18 protein-coding genes are annotated in these 14,022 nt (G+C 68.3%); 11 read left to right on the forward strand and 7 right to left on the reverse strand.

The window, feature by feature from the left end:
- The first annotated feature begins 343 nt into the window (after nt 1-343).
- From C8258_RS13225 to C8258_RS13245, 5 genes are all read left to right on the forward strand, one after another.
- The gene (locus C8258_RS13225) at nt 344-3,223 is read left to right on the forward strand and encodes an ATP-binding protein (RefSeq protein WP_233225062.1); all 2,880 of its coding nucleotides are present in this window, start codon (nt 344-346) and stop codon (nt 3,221-3,223) included.
- Nucleotides 3,220-3,630, forward strand: coding sequence for a roadblock/LC7 domain-containing protein (locus C8258_RS13230; RefSeq protein ID WP_030515097.1), 411 nt, complete (start codon nt 3,220-3,222; stop codon nt 3,628-3,630). Before C8258_RS13225 ends, C8258_RS13230 begins: the two co-directional genes overlap by 4 nt.
- 8 nt (nt 3,631-3,638) lie before the next feature.
- Nucleotides 3,639-4,013 (forward strand): DUF742 domain-containing protein, encoded by a 375-nt coding sequence (locus C8258_RS13235; protein ID WP_106955450.1) that lies wholly within the window; start codon nt 3,639-3,641, stop codon nt 4,011-4,013.
- Between the two features lie 151 nt (nt 4,014-4,164).
- Nucleotides 4,165-4,788 (forward strand): ATP/GTP-binding protein, encoded by a 624-nt coding sequence (locus C8258_RS13240; RefSeq protein ID WP_228533681.1) that lies wholly within the window; start codon nt 4,165-4,167, stop codon nt 4,786-4,788.
- 23 nt (nt 4,789-4,811) lie between these two features.
- Nucleotides 4,812-5,639 (forward strand): MHYT domain-containing protein, encoded by an 828-nt coding sequence (locus C8258_RS13245; RefSeq protein WP_106955451.1) that lies wholly within the window; start codon nt 4,812-4,814, stop codon nt 5,637-5,639.
- Nucleotides 5,640-5,724: 85 nt separating this feature from the next.
- Here the strand turns inward: C8258_RS13245 and C8258_RS13250 are convergent, their stop codons facing one another.
- Nucleotides 5,725-6,234: a hypothetical protein gene (locus C8258_RS13250; RefSeq protein WP_233225063.1), complete on the reverse strand. Its 510-nt coding sequence runs from the start codon at nt 6,232-6,234 to the stop codon at nt 5,725-5,727.
- Nucleotides 6,235-6,748: 514 nt separating this feature from the next.
- Here C8258_RS13250 and C8258_RS13255 point away from each other — a divergent pair.
- Nucleotides 6,749-7,192 (forward strand): hypothetical protein, encoded by a 444-nt coding sequence (locus C8258_RS13255; protein WP_146161225.1) that lies wholly within the window; start codon nt 6,749-6,751, stop codon nt 7,190-7,192.
- 262 nt (nt 7,193-7,454) lie between these two features.
- Here C8258_RS13255 and rpmF read toward each other — a convergent pair whose 3' ends face one another.
- Genes rpmF through mrf form a run of 3 tightly spaced genes read right to left on the reverse strand, consistent with a single transcriptional unit; the run spans nt 7,455 to nt 9,145 of the window.
- Complete coding sequence (gene rpmF, locus C8258_RS13260) at nt 7,455-7,628, reverse strand: 50S ribosomal protein L32 (protein WP_106955453.1); 174 nt, start codon at nt 7,626-7,628, stop codon at nt 7,455-7,457.
- A gap of 1 nt (nt 7,629) precedes the next feature.
- Nucleotides 7,630-7,908 carry a type B 50S ribosomal protein L31 gene (locus C8258_RS13265; RefSeq protein ID WP_036505467.1) on the reverse strand — a complete coding sequence of 93 codons (279 nt, stop codon included), beginning with the start codon at nt 7,906-7,908 and terminating at the stop codon, nt 7,630-7,632.
- 4 nt (nt 7,909-7,912) lie between these two features.
- Nucleotides 7,913-9,145: a ribosome hibernation factor-recruiting GTPase MRF gene (gene mrf / locus C8258_RS13270; protein ID WP_106955508.1), complete on the reverse strand. Its 1,233-nt coding sequence runs from the start codon at nt 9,143-9,145 to the stop codon at nt 7,913-7,915.
- 166 nt (nt 9,146-9,311) lie between these two features.
- On the opposite strand from mrf, the gene rpmB reads away from it, so the two are divergent.
- The 4 genes from rpmB to rpsR all read left to right on the forward strand — a co-directional run bounded on the left by rpmB (nt 9,312) and on the right by rpsR (nt 10,372).
- Nucleotides 9,312-9,548, forward strand: coding sequence for a 50S ribosomal protein L28 (gene rpmB / locus C8258_RS13275; protein ID WP_063006643.1), 237 nt, complete (start codon nt 9,312-9,314; stop codon nt 9,546-9,548).
- Nucleotides 9,548-9,715: a 50S ribosomal protein L33 gene (rpmG, locus tag C8258_RS13280; RefSeq protein WP_036505471.1), complete on the forward strand. Its 168-nt coding sequence runs from the start codon at nt 9,548-9,550 to the stop codon at nt 9,713-9,715. Before rpmB ends, rpmG begins: the two co-directional genes overlap by 1 nt.
- Nucleotides 9,715-10,020 (forward strand): 30S ribosomal protein S14, encoded by a 306-nt coding sequence (gene rpsN / locus C8258_RS13285; protein ID WP_036505472.1) that lies wholly within the window; start codon nt 9,715-9,717, stop codon nt 10,018-10,020. The genes rpmG and rpsN overlap by 1 nt, the downstream gene beginning before the upstream one ends.
- Nucleotides 10,021-10,117: 97 nt before the next feature.
- Nucleotides 10,118-10,372, forward strand: coding sequence for a 30S ribosomal protein S18 (gene rpsR / locus C8258_RS13290; protein WP_040722001.1), 255 nt, complete (start codon nt 10,118-10,120; stop codon nt 10,370-10,372).
- 57 nt (nt 10,373-10,429) lie between these two features.
- On the opposite strand, the gene C8258_RS13295 is transcribed toward rpsR, so the two are convergent.
- Nucleotides 10,430-11,011, reverse strand: a complete 582-nt coding sequence (locus tag C8258_RS13295) for a LysM peptidoglycan-binding domain-containing protein (RefSeq protein WP_106955454.1) — start codon at nt 11,009-11,011, stop codon at nt 10,430-10,432.
- 188 nt (nt 11,012-11,199) lie between these two features.
- On the opposite strand from C8258_RS13295, the gene C8258_RS13300 reads away from it, so the two are divergent.
- Entirely contained in the window at nt 11,200-11,661 is a 462-nt protein-coding gene (locus tag C8258_RS13300) for a hypothetical protein (RefSeq protein ID WP_106955455.1), read from the forward strand.
- An 84-nt stretch (nt 11,662-11,745) separates the two neighbouring features.
- On the opposite strand, the gene purH is transcribed toward C8258_RS13300, so the two are convergent.
- Nucleotides 11,746-13,365, reverse strand: coding sequence for a bifunctional phosphoribosylaminoimidazolecarboxamide formyltransferase/IMP cyclohydrolase (purH, locus tag C8258_RS13305; RefSeq protein ID WP_106955456.1), 1,620 nt, complete (start codon nt 13,363-13,365; stop codon nt 11,746-11,748).
- Complete coding sequence (gene purN, locus C8258_RS13310; protein WP_199195696.1) at nt 13,358-14,002, reverse strand: phosphoribosylglycinamide formyltransferase; 645 nt, start codon at nt 14,000-14,002, stop codon at nt 13,358-13,360. The genes purH and purN overlap by 8 nt, the downstream gene beginning before the upstream one ends.
- Nucleotides 14,003-14,022 lie beyond the last annotated feature (20 nt).

Genomic DNA, 14,022 nt, shown 5'->3' on the forward strand with positions numbered 1-14,022 from the left:
GAGAGCCGACTGAGAACCGACCATTCGACACGCCGCACATCCACAACAGGTGACCTGCGGAATCATCGAAAATAGTTCCGAGAAGTATGTGTTGCACACGAAAGTTGTTGCGCCGAGCCGATTTAGACCGTTGTCGCTGGACCCCTCCAAATTGCCGCGAACGTGTTCTCGCGGTATGTTGCCTGCGGTAAAAGTAAACCTCTAGTTGGTTCTCAACCCGTTGGACCCGAACGGCCAGACGCGGGCGGCGGCCGGAACCCGGGGCACGTGCGCGAGCGGAGGCGACGGAAGCGGGATGGGCACTGCACCGCGGCCATGGCAGAGGAGTCTGTCCAACCTGTCCGTGACCAGCAAGGTCGGCATCGTGCTACTGCTGCCGGTCGTGCTGGCATCGGCATTCGCCGTTCTTCGAATCAAGGACGAACTCGGCACCGTCTCACAGCTGAACACGGCCAGTGAGCAGGCGCGGATCATTCGGCCGACCCTCGACTTCGGCTCGGCGGCCAACAATCTCGCCGTCACCCTCGGCAACGGCGAACACGTTCCGCAGTCGGCGCTGGACCAGGCCGCGGCCCGGTTCGACCAGGCCGCGGCGGATCTGCAGACGGCGCTGCAGAATTCGGCGGCCGACAAGCGGGTCGCCACCGAACTCACCGAGGCGCTGGCGGCCGGGCGCACCCTGCGCAACAGCCTGCACGGCGGTGCGCCGCAAGAGGTGGTCAAACAGGCGAGTGAGGTGAACGGCCACGTCAGCAACGCCGTCTCGTCGCTGGCGACGCCGAAGGAGACCACCCTCGAGCGCTATTACGTGCAGATGGGTGTCATCGCGATCGCCCGCCAGATGTTCACCCAGCAGCAGCTGGCGCTGGAGAGCGGCGAGATCGGCAACAACCCGGCCGTGCTGGCCCAGGTCCTGACGGCCACCGGCGCCGAGCTGACCATGATCAACCAGTACGCGGTCGTGCAGCCGGAATCGGCGCTGAAGCCGGATGTGCTGCTGGGCGCGCTGCAGACGCGTATCGCGGCGATGAGCCAGAACGCGGTCGAGCCGATCAACGTGCCCGGCGTCGTGCAGTCGCTGCAGACCAGCACCGACACCTACAACGAGGCCACCAACCATCTGGTCGACCTGATCGACTCCGGACTGTCGGACCGCTCGGTCGACGCGCGCGGCACGGTCCTGCGCGATGTGGCGCTGGTGGTCGTGACCCTGCTGGCCGGTCTGGCCCTCGCGCTGGCGGTCGCCCGCTCACTGGTCGTCCCGATTCGCCGCCTGCGCCGCGATTCGCTGCAGGTCGCGCACACCGATCTGCCCGCCGAACTCGCGGTCGTGCGCGGCGGCGGCGCGACCCCGGAGATCGTCCCGGTCGACGTGCAGACCACCGAGGAGATCGGCCAGCTGGCCCGAGCGGTCGACGACATGCACCGCCAGGCGTTGTTCCTCGCCGCCGAACAGGCCCGCCTGCGCCTGCAGATCAGCAATATGTTCGAAACGCTCTCGCGGCGCAGCCAATCACTGGTCGAACAGCAGCTGTCGCTGATCGAGGATCTGGAACGCGACGAGGACGACTCCAATCGGCTGCAGAGCCTGTTCCGCCTCGACCACCTCGCCACCCGCATGCGCCGCAACGGCGACAACCTGCTGGTGCTCGCCGGCACCGCGCTGCGCCGCGGACATCTGCCGCCGGTGCCGCTGTCGGACATGCTGTGGAGCGCGGTCTCCCAGGTCGAGGATTATCAGCGCGTCGAAATCGGTTCGGTGCCCGACGGTATCGTCGCCGGTGAGCCCGCCGTCGACATCGAACACCTGCTGGCCGAGCTGATCGACAACTCGCTGCGCTACTCGCCGCCGAATACGCCGGTGGCGGTCTCGGTGTCGCGCGCGGTGGACGGCGGATATCTGATCGAGATCACCGACCGCGGTCTCGGCATGTCCGCCGACGATATGCGCGCGATCAACGAGCGCCTGGCCTCCGGTGGTGAGGTCACCATCGAAACCGCTCGCCGCATGGGTCTTTTCGTGGTCGGCCGCCTGGCGGCACGGCACACCATCACGGTCAGCCTGCGCCGCACCTCCACCATGGCACAGCAGCCGGGCATCACGGCCAGTGTGCATCTACCGGGGGCGCTGGTCTCGCCCACCGAGGCCGTCGTCCCGCCGGCCATCTCGACCTTCACCACACCGGCCGCGGACTTCCCCTCCCCGGTCACCGAATTCCCCGCTCCCGGCCGCACACTCACCGCGGTACCCAATCCGCCGGAGCGGTTCGGGGAGACTTCGGAGCCGGCCCGATTCACCAGCGCCGGACTGCCGCAGCGCCGCCCGGCCGGCCAGTCGGATTCCGAATCCGCGGCCCCGGTCACCCGGCTCACCCCGCTGCCGGACGTCGCCGAGAACGACAACCGCGCGCCGGAACCGCTCGACGACGGCGTGCTGCGCGGTGCCGACGCCGGACGCGAGAACGCCTTCCACGACGAACACGCCGAAGAGAATCACCGCGCCGAACGCGACGAGGCCGAGGAGGCCGAAAACGCCGGTCGCGACGAGAATTTCGCCCCGGCGTCCGATCCGTGGAACCCGGTGACCGACCGCGATCTGGAACAGATCGTGCCGCCCCGTCGTCCCGCCCCGGCCGACCCGCGACCGCAACCCCAGCCGCAGCCCATCGATATCTGGGCCGAAACGGCGATCATGGCCCCGGCACAGCGCACCCCGGACCGCGAACCGGCTCCGCTGTCCCGCCACGGCGCGACTCTCGCGCCGCCCCGGCCCGATGCCTATCAGCACGATGCTCCTCAGCAGGATGCTCAGGCGCCGGCCAAACCGGAATCCCCCACGCCGATCTATCAGCGCATGGTGTCCGAATGGCTGGTCGAACCGTCCTCGAACGCGCCGACCGGCGCCTGGTCGTCTCCCGCCGACGAGGGCTGGGCGGCGGCCGCGGACGCCAGCGCCCCGACCGCGACCACCCGTACCACGGGTGGCCTGCCCATCCGCCGGCCCGGTGCGCAGCTGGTGCCCGGCGGAGTGACGCAGGACGATGCCGTCGAGGCCCGGGATCCGGAGGAAATCCGCAACAACTTGTCCAGGCATTTGAGCGGCGTCCGCAGCGGACGCGTCAGCGTCCGAGACAACACGGCCCAGTACGACCCTGCCGATGCGGCCGGATACGACCAGGCCGGGCGGAACAACGCTCAGCAGAACGACGGAGGCTTTGCATGACCGACACTGCGCAGAACAGTACGGACGAGAATTTGAACTGGCTCGTCACCCGCTTCACCAGAGAGGTGCCTGGAGTCTCGCACGCGGTGCTCGTCTCGGCCGACGGCCTGCTCCAGGCGACCAGTCCGCACCTCCCGTCCGATCGGGCCGAACAGCTCTCCGCGGTGACCGCCGGTCTGGCGAGTCTGTCGGCGGGGGCGGCGCAATTGTTCAACGGCGGCAAGGTGATGCAGTCGATCGTCGACATGCAGCGCGGCTACCTGCTGGTGATGAGCGTCGGCAACGGCTCGCACCTGGCGGTACTGGCCAACAAGCAGCACGACATCGGCCGCATCGGTTACGAGATGGCCCTGCTCGTCGATCGAGTCGGATCGGTCGTGCAAGCCACGGCCCGTTCGGCGGTCTGACGATTGCGATGTCCAGTTCGTTCGGAGCCGGGCCCGGCCGGCCAACCACTCGCGTCCGTCCTTATGCGCTGACCGCTGGGCGCACCGAACCCGCGGTCGAACTGCCTCTCGAGGCGGTCGTGGAAACACTGCCCTACGCCAATCAATTCGATTGGCCCGCAGGCGATATTCGAACAGATATTCTGCGTCTGGGCGCGGGGCGGCTCTCGGTCGCCGAAATCGCCGCCCATCTGCAACGTCCCCTGGGCATGATCCGGGTGGTGATCGGCGACCTGGTGGTGGCCGGCACACTGCGGGTGCACACCACGCTCAGCGAGGACGCCACATTCGACGAGCGGCGATCCCTGATGGAGAGGACCCTGCGTGGACTCCGTGCCCTTTGACACCGCGGCACCGCCCCTGCACACCGGGGCACCCTCGACGGCCGAGCGGTATCCGCCCGCGCCGCAGCCCGATTCCGCGCAGATCGGACCGCTCGGACCCAATTCCCCGGGCTCGCACCCGCAACCGCCGCTTCCATACCAGAATCCCCCCATGCACTTTCAGAACTCGACGGCTCCGATGCCGCCCCACCCGGAGCTCGACAGCCGCACCGCCTCGACCAAGATCGTGGTCGCGGGCGGGTTCGGCGCCGGGAAGACCACCTTCGTCGGTGCGGTCTCGGAGATCGTGCCGCTGCGCACCGAGGCCATGGTGACCGGCGTATCCGACGGCATCGACGACCTGTCCGCCACCCCGGGCAAGGAAACCACCACGGTGGCCATGGATTTCGGCCGCATCATCCTGCCCGGCAACCTGACGCTGTACCTGTTCGGCACGCCCGGGCAGCGCCGGTTCTGGTTCATGTGGGACGACCTGATCCGCGGCGCGATCGGCGCCGTCGTGCTGGTCGACACACGCCGGATCGAGGACAGCTTCGCCGCGGTCGACTTCTTCGAGGCGCGCGGGCTGCCATTCCTGGTGGCGGTCAACAGGTTTCCGAGCGCACCGCGTTTCCCGGTCGCCGAACTGCGGGAGGCGCTGTCGATCCGCGAGGGCGTGCCGGTGGTCGATATCGACGCCCGGGACGCCGGGGAGGTCAGACGGGCACTCGCCGCGGTCACCGAATACGCGATTGCGCGGTTGACCGCCACCCACGCGACGGTGGGACAGAGCTGAGCGGTGCGAGCTGAGGGGAAGCGATGAACTACTTCACCATGGGGTACTGGGTGCTGGGCCTGGCACTCGGGGTTTCCGCGGCCGGCGCGGTCGTCGGACTGGCCTGTGTTCGCCAGTCGACGCTCTCGGTCACCGCGCGGTTCCGGATGGTGTGGCTCACCGCGGCGGCAGTGTCCATCGGCGGGGTCGGCACCTGGCTGGCGGTGTACGTCACCATGCTCGGCGTCGGGGTGTCGGCCGGTGAGATCCGCTACGACATCGCCCGGATGGTCGTGGCGACGGCCGTCGCGGTGGCGGGGGTCCTGGCCGGTCTGGTGATCACCGGCAAGGTGAGCACGCTGGTGCGGGTGATCAGCGGCGGCGTGGTGATGGGCCTCGGCATCGGGATCATGCACCTGCTCGCCATGGGCGCGATCCGAGTGCAGGGATCGGTCGACGTGAACATCTGGATGTCGCTGAGCGCGGGGGCGCTGGCCGTCGCGGCCTCGATCGGTGTGCTGTGGGCCACCACCCGTTTCCACGCGATGCTGCCCCTGGCCGGGGCGGCCGCACTGTATGCGCTGGCGGTCACCGCGATCCACTACCTCGGCCAGGCCGGGGTGCACGTCCATCTCGACACCGCGGTCGGCCAGCCCGACGGCGACGATCTGTTCACCCTCTTCGTGCCGGTGTTCGTGATGGGGACGCTGTCGTTGGCGGTCCCGATCACCGCGGTGCTGGTCGCCCCCGACCGCACCGGAACCACCCGCTCGCGGCAGTTGGCACAGGCGGCGAATTCCCCTGCCGGACAGACCGCTTCGCCGGCCGGCAAGGCGCGACCGGCGGTTCGGGCACCGCAGCCGGTGAGCTGAACGAATTCGCGGCGGCCGGGCCGCGCACAGACGAGAATCGGGGCGGGCCGTACGGCCCGCCCCGATCGCGTTGCGCTACAGGTGATTACCCTTCGGCGGGCGCGTTGATCCGGTTGAAGTACTCGATCGCGACGAGCACGCCGGAGATGCCGCCGACGCCGACCAGACCGGCCGCGGCACCCAGCGGGGCGCCCAGGGCGGCACCGGTCAGGCAGCCGCCGATCCAGCCCGGGACGACCAGGAACGGGGTGCCGAGGACGGCACCGAGCGCACAGCCGCCGGCCAGGCCGATCGCGGTGCCGACGAGGGTGCCGATGCTGGTGGCGATACCGAGCTCGTTGATCGCACTCTGGTTGGCCGCGTCGAGATCCGAACGGCTGGCCACATCGTGCAGCATCGGCGCCGGGTGGGCGGCGGCGCGGTCGGTGCTCGGCACCAGGGTGGCCTGGTTACCGTCGATCTGCGCGGCGATCGGGAACTCCAGACCGTCGTGCTGATAGCTCAGCGGAAATCCGGCTACCACCGTGCCCTGGTTGTCGCGGACCTGGAACTCGTTGCCTTCGGTCGTCAGCGACCCCGCGTCCGTCTTCACCACGACGGATTTGTCGACAACGTTTGCCGTGTAATGAATATCGGGGTTGGCGGCCGGAGCCGGAGCTGCGAATGCGGTGCCGGTGGAGATCCCAAGAGCAGCGATGACCAGAGCCGATGTTGCGGCGAACTTCCTGAGCTTCATTCCCTCATACACTTTCTTCAGCAGTTTGCGGCGCCGATACCCTGGCGCCTGAGCTCGAAATCGAAACCCTTAGACAGGCTGTCCTGCACCCATTACGAACACGTAACAAAGGCCGTTAATAAGCCGCCAAGAAGATGCCAGGAATGTTAAGAACCTGAAAATTCGGACATTTTCCGGTCGATGGGCACGGTTCGGCAAATGCGCAGCCGCCCGCACACCGACGTCTCGAACCCCCGATATACGGCACCCGCCGGCCGACCGGCAGCTGTACGGGAACCGCTCCGCCGGGCGTCACCGCACCGATCTCGGCGCACACGGGAGGAGCACGGCGAATTACAGTGTGGAGCAGGCATTTCGGCCCGCGGCGGGAGCGATGAGGAAGGTACCGGATGTGACTCCGGAGCAGGAAGCGATATTGCGCGATGTACAGGTGCAGCTGCGCGGTCCCGGCTTGGCGGGCTGGCCACAGCTGGGCGACGACGACGGCACGGACGGCGGCGCCATATCGGAACGGACGGTCGTCGAGGCGCTGGGCGCCGCCCTGCGGCAGATCGCCGAGCTGCGCACCGAGATCGCCGATCTGGAGACGACCGTGCTGGAACTGACTCGGCAGGCGCCGCCGGCGACCGAACTGCCGTGGCCGCTGTCGCTGGTGGCCGCCCTGCTGGAGAACCCGGCGGCGGTGATCGGCGAGCAGATCGCGCGCTGGGAGTCGTTGCTCGAGGCGTTGCGGCCGAAGCCGGATGATGCGCCGCAGCCCGGACAGCGAGCGCTGGAAGCGCCGTCACCTCCGCGCGATATGAGTGAGCGGCCCTGAAAGTGGCGATGAGCGGGCTCTCCTGTTGCCAGGAGAACCCGCCCTCAGCCACGAGGGTACCGGGGCCGCCTCAGGAAAACAGCGTTTCCGCTGGACTTTTTCCGGCGCCAAAAACCAACCAGCAGTTGGCAATTCACATCACAGCTACCGCCTCGCAAGCGCGATGACACCGATATCCCTGCTGGCTCCGATTTATTCGATAACCAATTGGTCGCTCGATTCAGGCAAACGCCACATATTTTCGGTGCCCGAAACCCGTGTCCTACAGCCGGGTCGGGTCGATAAGGCCACGTCGGACGGCGGTGACCAGTCGGCGCGGGATCTTGTAGACGACGCCCCCGACGCTTACCGGCACCAGGTCGGGGGGAATCGCCTTCCAGTTCGAACGTCGGCTGTGGGTGTTGGCGCGCGACAGTCGTCGCTTCGGCACCGCCATCTCAGTTCTCCCCTCGCGAAGAACCGGGACCCGGTGTGCGCCTGCCGTATTTGCGTTCGAATTTCTCCACCCGGCCCTGGGTGTCGAGGACGCGGTGCGCCCCGGTCCAGAACGGGTGGGAGTCCGCGGTGACGTCGACGGTGATCAGCGGATAGCTGTTGCCGTCGGACCATTCGACGGTGCGGGTGCTCGTCGCCGTCGATCGGGTGAGAAAGCGTTTCCCCGTGCTCACATCCTCGAAGACCACCGGGTGGTACTCCGGATGGATCCCTGATTTCATCGCCCTACCTTTCGTTCGGCCGGGATTCGACGCCGCGGCCGCCTGCGTTGTCGGATTCGGTTGTGTCGCAGGGGTCCTCGTGGAACTCGCCGAACGGATCGTCCCAGTGCGCGACCAGATCCGGCGCGTTGCGCAGCAGGATCATCTCGGCCTCGTCGAGCAGCGCCCAGTGCAGCGCGGTGCGGATGTCGTCCGGATTCGCGCCGCAGGTGAGGACCACCAGCGAGATGTCGCGGTCACCGAAATCCTCGTCCCAGCGCAGCGCCGCCAGCGCCCGCCGATCGGGGTCGACCGATTCCCGTTCCGTGGGACTCATGGCCGCCAGCCAAGTTCCGGCGTCGCCGACCCGCACTCCGCCGCCGGCGGATTCCAGCCACACCACGCGCTCGGGCTGAGTCGCCAGCCAGATGCGTCCGCGCGCGGTGACCACGCCGTCGAACAGCACATCCATCGCCTCGTGCAGGCGGGTCGGATGGAACGGGCGATCGGTGGCGAATTCGATCAACGCCACACCGTTCTCCTCCGTCAGCGGTGGCCGGCCGCGCAACAACGGTGCGTGCGCGTCGAAGATGCGGCCGCGCCGGGAATCGGACGGAATGCGGTCGAGCAGCATCTCGATGCGCCCCGCGGCGATATCCCGCCCGTCCCCGACCCAGATCGACGGAGCCCGGGGCACCAGCCGATCCACGACCGCCCGCAGGACGTCGCGCTCACCCGCGCCCACCTGGTCCGTACCGAAAAACACTAGCGCGTCGGCGAATTCGACCTGTCCGACGGCGAGCTGCGCCACCGTCCGGTCGTCGTCACCGGGGCCGCCGGCCCGCTCGTCGATCGTCTCGTCGCTCAGCGCGTCCGGCAGCCAGCTGCGGGCGTCGAGCCCGGTCACGACCGCCTCGATACGCACATCACGGGCGGCGGGACCGTCGACGCGACCTACCAGGTCGACCACGGGCACGTTGTCGATCGCATGACACACGGCTTCCGCCTCGAAGGCCGGGTCGAGCACGATCACGATGCGGTGCACCGAATCTCGTGCCGCCAACCGGCACAGCAGCGGGAGCAGATCGGCGCGCAGCGTGCAGGAGACGCAGCCGTGCGCGAGTTCGTGCACGCTCGCCGTCTCCCGGCCGTCGAGGTGCACCCGGCGGCGCACCACTCCCTCGGGCAGTGAGCTCAGATCGTGTCGCACGACGACGGTGCCGGGCGCCGCGCCCAGCAGTCGCGCGAGGTGATCCATACCGTCCGCGACCGGCCCCTGGAAGCCCGCCAGCAGCACGACGGGCGTGCGGCGGTCGGGATGTGACAGCACCGGAACCCCTTTCGATAATGATTTTCATTTGCTCCAACCACACGGTACAGTCTGCGGCGACCGTTGTCGAAAATGATTTTCAGAAAGGAGCCCCATGTCGGCCCACTGCCAGGTCACCGGTCGCAAGCCGGGCTTCGGTAAGTCCGTCTCGCACTCCCACGTCCGGACCAACCGGCGCTGGGACCCGAACATCCAGCGCAAGACCTACTTCCTGCCCAGCGAGGGCCGTCGCATCACGCTGCGCGTCTCGGCCAAGGGCATCAAGACCATCGACCGCGACGGGATCGAAGCGGTCGTGGCCCGCATCCGCGCGCGTGGGGAGAAGGTTTGATGGCGCGCAGCAACGAGATTCGCCCCATCGTGAAACTGCGGTCGACGGCCGGCACCGGCTACACCTACGTGACCCGCAAGAACCGCCGCAACGACCCCGACCGCATGGTGCTGCGTAAATACGATCCGCTGCTGCGCCGGCACGTCGACTTCCGCGAGGAGCGGTGATGGCGAAGAAGTCCAAGATCGCACGCGACGAGCAACGCCGCGCCGTCGTGGCCCGCTACGCCGAACGCCGGGCCGAGCTCAAAGAGTTGATCCGTGATCCGGCCACCGCCGACGATCGCCGGGCGGCAGCACAGCTCGCGCTGCAGCGACTGCCGCGTGACGCCAGTCCGGTACGATTGCGCAATCGGGACGCCACCGATGGCCGCCCCCGCGGTCATCTCCGCAAGTTCGGACTATCCCGGGTACGTGTGCGCGAGCTGGCCCACCGGGGGGAGCTGCCCGGTGTACACAAATCGAGTTGGTAGACCATCGCAGATCTCGTCGGAAGGAACCGGCAGGAGCGGTCGGGGCGCCCGCGCGACAGCGTAGGACCAGAGCTCACGCCGAGAAAGGATGGCCCACATGGCAGTCAAGCGAGCACCGTCGAAGCGCATCCGCGCCGAACAGGCCCGGCGGCCCAAGAAGAATCCGCTGATCGCGGCCGGCGTCGAAACCGTCGACTACAAGGATGTGAACCTGCTGCGCACGTTCATCTCCGACCGCGGCAAGATCCGCAGCCGCCGCGTCACCGGGCTCACCCCGCAGCAGCAGCGGCAGGTGGCGGTCGCGGTGAAGAACGCCCGCGAGATGGCGCTGCTGCCGTTCACCAGTAGGTAGCGAACGAACAACGAACGCCCCCGATGCCGCGGCATCGGGGGCGTTCGCCGTTTCCGGTCACGGAATGGTCAGCAGCTGACCCTCGTTGATGACATCCGGGTTCTCGATGCCGCTCGCCCCGGCGATTTCCAGGTAGCGGTTGCCGTCGCCGTAGAACCGTTCCGCGATGGCCCACAGCGTGTCACCGGACTCCACGGTGTAAGTGCGGGGTTCCGGCGCCGGCGGCGGAGGCACCTGCTCGGCCGCGGGTGCGGCGACCGGCTCGGCCGCGGGTGCGGCGACCGGCTCCTCGACCACGATCGGGTTGTCGGTATTGGTGCCCGACGCCCACAGCGAGGCACCGTCCCGACCGTACAGGACGAGGTTGCGGTCCGGTTGCACGATCAGATGATCGGCGGCCTGCCCGTTGGTGTCGGTGGCCCACACGGGCCCGCTGCCGGAGTACAGCACGAAGTTGCCGTCCTCCTGCAGGACGGCGCGCTCGACGCCACGCTCATGCGTCATGGTCGCCCACACCACGGTGCCGTCGGGCTCGGAAAGCACCAAGTTGCCGTCGTTTTGGAGAGTCAGCGTGTACGCGCCGCCCTGAAGGGCCTGACCCAGGCCCAGTTCCTCGCCTACCTGCAACGTGTCGCCCACGCGGTGGATCCTTTCGAGAAGAGGTCGTGTCGATCGGTGATTCGATGGCGCAGAACCGCATTCGCTCATCGTTTGCGAACCCTACTTGCCCCGCCGCGGATTTCGCAGCCGTTACGCGCCGACGTTCGCAGAATGTTCACTGGGACGTGCATCACAGCCGCCGCACCCCCGCAGATAGGGTGAGCCCCATGGACTCCATCCCCGGACGACGCCGCATCACAGCGGCGGCAATCGCGCTACTCGCACTACCGGCCCTGCTGGTCACCGCATGCGGGAACTCCGACAACGGTGGGGCACAAGCGAATACGACCACGGCCGCGGTCAGCACGCCGACCGAGCAGAACCCGCCGCAACCCGGCCGGATGTTCACCGCCAACTCGACGATCACCAATCCGCATCCGCTGCCGTTCGACAGCTGGAGCCGGGTGGCCCCGGACCGGATCGCGGTGAACTTCCAGATCGGCTCGCCGGAGTGCTACGGCGTGGACGCGTCCACCACCGAAACCGACACCACCGTCACGGTCGCCCTGAAGGCCGGCACGCTGCCCGAGGCGGCCGGGCGCATGTGCACCATGATCGCTGTCTTCGGCACCCTGGAGATCCCGCTGAAGAAGCCGCTCGACGACCGGAAAGTGTTGAGCGCGAACTGATTCGCCGGGCCCGCGACCGGCCCGTAGAACGACGTCGCCGCCCGCTGGAGGCACCAGCGGGCGGCGACGTTCGTGGTTACTCGATCAGTGCGCGAAGTGGCGCGCCCCGGTGAGATACATCGTGACCCCGGCCTCCCGGCAGGCGTCGATGGTCAGCTGGTCGCGCACCGAACCGCCCGGCTGCACAATGGCTTTCACGCCCGCGGCGATCAGCTGCTGCGGACCGTCGGGGAACGGGAAGTAGGCGTCGGAGGCGGCCACCGAACCCTTGGCGCGGTCACCGGCGCGCAGCACCGCCAGATGTACGGCGTCGACGCGGTTGACCTGTCCCATGCCGACACCGACCGAGGCGCCGTCGTGGGCCAGCAGAATCGCATTCGATTTCACGGCACGGCATGCGCGCCAGGCGAATTCGAGATCGGCGAGGGTTTCGGCATCGGCCGGCTCGCCGGTCGCGAGCGTCCAGTGGGCGGGGTCGTCACCGTCCGCGTCGACGATATCGGTCTGCTGCAGCAGCGCCCCGCCGCTGATCGGCCGCAGTTCGACGCCACCGCGCCGGGGTTCGTCGGCGATCAGGATGCGCACGTTCTTCTTGCGCTGCAGCACCTCCACCGCGCCGTCGGCATAGCCGGGGGCCACGATGACCTCGGTGAAGATCTCGGCCACCTGTTCGGCCATCTCGACGGTGACCTCGCGGTTGGCCGCGATCACGCCACCGAACGCGCTCACCGGATCACAGGCGTGCGCCTTGCGGTGCGCCTCGGCGATATCGGCGCCGACCGCGATGCCGCACGGATTGGCGTGCTTCACGATGGCCACCGCGGGTTCGGCGTGGTCCCACGCGGCCCGCCAGGCGGCATCGGCATCGGTGTAGTTGTTGTACGACATCTCCTTGCCGTGCACCTGCTTCGCCTGCGCCAGCCCGGCCGGGCCGGAGTCGTTGCGATACAGCGCGGCGGCCTGATGCGGATTCTCGCCGTAGCGCAGCACCGCGTCGCGGGTCCACACACCGCCCATCCACGACGGGAACTGCCCGCCCGCAGCCGAATCCGTGGCGTCCTCGGCGGTCAGCACGTTGGTCATCCAGCTCGCGACCGCGACGTCGTAGCTCGCGGTGTGCTGGAAAGCCTTGGCGGCCAGTGTGGTTCGCTCGGTGAGGGTGAAACCGCCACCTCGCACCGCGGCCAGCACGTCGTCGTAGTCACCGGTGTCGACCACGACCGCGACCGAGGGATGGTTCTTCGCCGCGGCGCGCACCATCGACGGGCCGCCGATATCGATCTGCTCGACGCATTCGTCGGGGGTGGCGCCGCTGGCGACGGTCTGCGTGAACGGATACAGGTTCACCACCACCAGCTGGAATGCCTCGACGCCCAGCTCCACCAGCTGATCGAGGTGCTCCTGCTTGCGGGTGTCGGCGAGGATGCCGGCGTGCACGCGGGGGTGCAGCGTCTTCACCCGGCCGTCGAGGGTTTCCGGGAAACCGGTGAGGTCTTCGACCTTCGTCACCGGAATTCCGGCGTCGGCGATGCGGGCGGCGGTCGAACCGGTCGACACCAGCTCGACACCGGCGTCGTTCAGTCCGGTGGCCAGCTCGATGAGCCCGGTTTTGTCATAGACGCTCACCAACGCCCTGCGGATCGCCCTGCGTGCACCCGTGTCTTCGGGTCGTTCGCTGCGCTCACTCACCGGGGCCTCACTCATCTGGGATTACTGCCTTTCGTCCGTCGCAGACAATGCCTCGCGTGGCGACGGCGGCGACGGTGTCCGCCAGCAGCCGACGCTCCACAACTTTGATGCGCTCGTGCAAGCTCGCCTCGTCGTCACCGGGCAGCACCGCGACCGGCTCCTGCGCGAGGATCGGTCCGGTGTCGACACCCGCGTCGACCAGATGCACAGTGGAACCCGTCACCCGCACGCCGTAGGCCAGCGCGTCGCGCACCCCGTGCGCGCCCGGGAACGCCGGCAGCAGCGCGGGATGGGTGTTGATGATCCGGCCCTCGAATCGCTCCAGGAATTTCGGGCCGAACAGGCGCATGAATCCGGCCGACACCACCAGGTCGGGCGCGTAGGCAGCGACCGCGTCGGTGAGCGCGATATCCCAGGCGGACCGATCGGGATGGTCGGCGGGAGCAACCCGGAAATCCGGAATGCCGGCCCGGACCGCATGCTCGGTCGCCGCACACGTCCGGTCCACGCCCACGGCCGCGATCCGCGCCGGATAGTCCGGGCGCTGGGTGGCCGCGATCAGCGATTGCAGCAGCGATCCCGTGCCCGAGGCGAGAACGACGAGGGTCGCAGGCGCGGTCGGAGGGACCAGCTGGGCGGGCGGGGTGGTCAGCGCTCTACTCCCTGTGCGTC

This window comes from Nocardia sp. MDA0666 (assembly GCF_003023875.1).
Lineage (GTDB): Bacteria > Actinomycetota > Actinomycetes > Mycobacteriales > Mycobacteriaceae > Nocardia > Nocardia aobensis.

Coding starts and splice junctions, on each gene's coding strand:
- C8258_RS13230 (WP_030515097.1), top strand. CDS start 3,220: ATGACCGACACTGCGCAGAACAGTACGGACGAGAATTTGAACTGGCTC.
- C8258_RS13235 (WP_106955450.1), top strand. CDS start 3,639: ATGTCCAGTTCGTTCGGAGCCGGGCCCGGCCGGCCAACCACTCGCGTC.
- C8258_RS13240 (WP_228533681.1), top strand. CDS start 4,165: ATGCACTTTCAGAACTCGACGGCTCCGATGCCGCCCCACCCGGAGCTC.
- C8258_RS13245 (WP_106955451.1), top strand. CDS start 4,812: ATGAACTACTTCACCATGGGGTACTGGGTGCTGGGCCTGGCACTCGGG.
- C8258_RS13255 (WP_146161225.1), top strand. CDS start 6,749: ATGAGGAAGGTACCGGATGTGACTCCGGAGCAGGAAGCGATATTGCGC.
- rpmF (WP_106955453.1), bottom strand. CDS start 7,628: ATGGCGGTGCCGAAGCGACGACTGTCGCGCGCCAACACCCACAGCCGA.
- C8258_RS13265 (WP_036505467.1), bottom strand. CDS start 7,908: ATGAAATCAGGGATCCATCCGGAGTACCACCCGGTGGTCTTCGAGGAT.
- mrf (WP_106955508.1), bottom strand. CDS start 9,145: ATGGATCACCTCGCGCGACTGCTGGGCGCGGCGCCCGGCACCGTCGTC.
- rpmB (WP_063006643.1), top strand. CDS start 9,312: ATGTCGGCCCACTGCCAGGTCACCGGTCGCAAGCCGGGCTTCGGTAAG.
- rpmG (WP_036505471.1), top strand. CDS start 9,548: ATGGCGCGCAGCAACGAGATTCGCCCCATCGTGAAACTGCGGTCGACG.
- rpsN (WP_036505472.1), top strand. CDS start 9,715: ATGGCGAAGAAGTCCAAGATCGCACGCGACGAGCAACGCCGCGCCGTC.
- rpsR (WP_040722001.1), top strand. CDS start 10,118: ATGGCAGTCAAGCGAGCACCGTCGAAGCGCATCCGCGCCGAACAGGCC.
- C8258_RS13300 (WP_106955455.1), top strand. CDS start 11,200: ATGGACTCCATCCCCGGACGACGCCGCATCACAGCGGCGGCAATCGCG.
- purH (WP_106955456.1), bottom strand. CDS start 13,365: ATGAGTGAGGCCCCGGTGAGTGAGCGCAGCGAACGACCCGAAGACACG.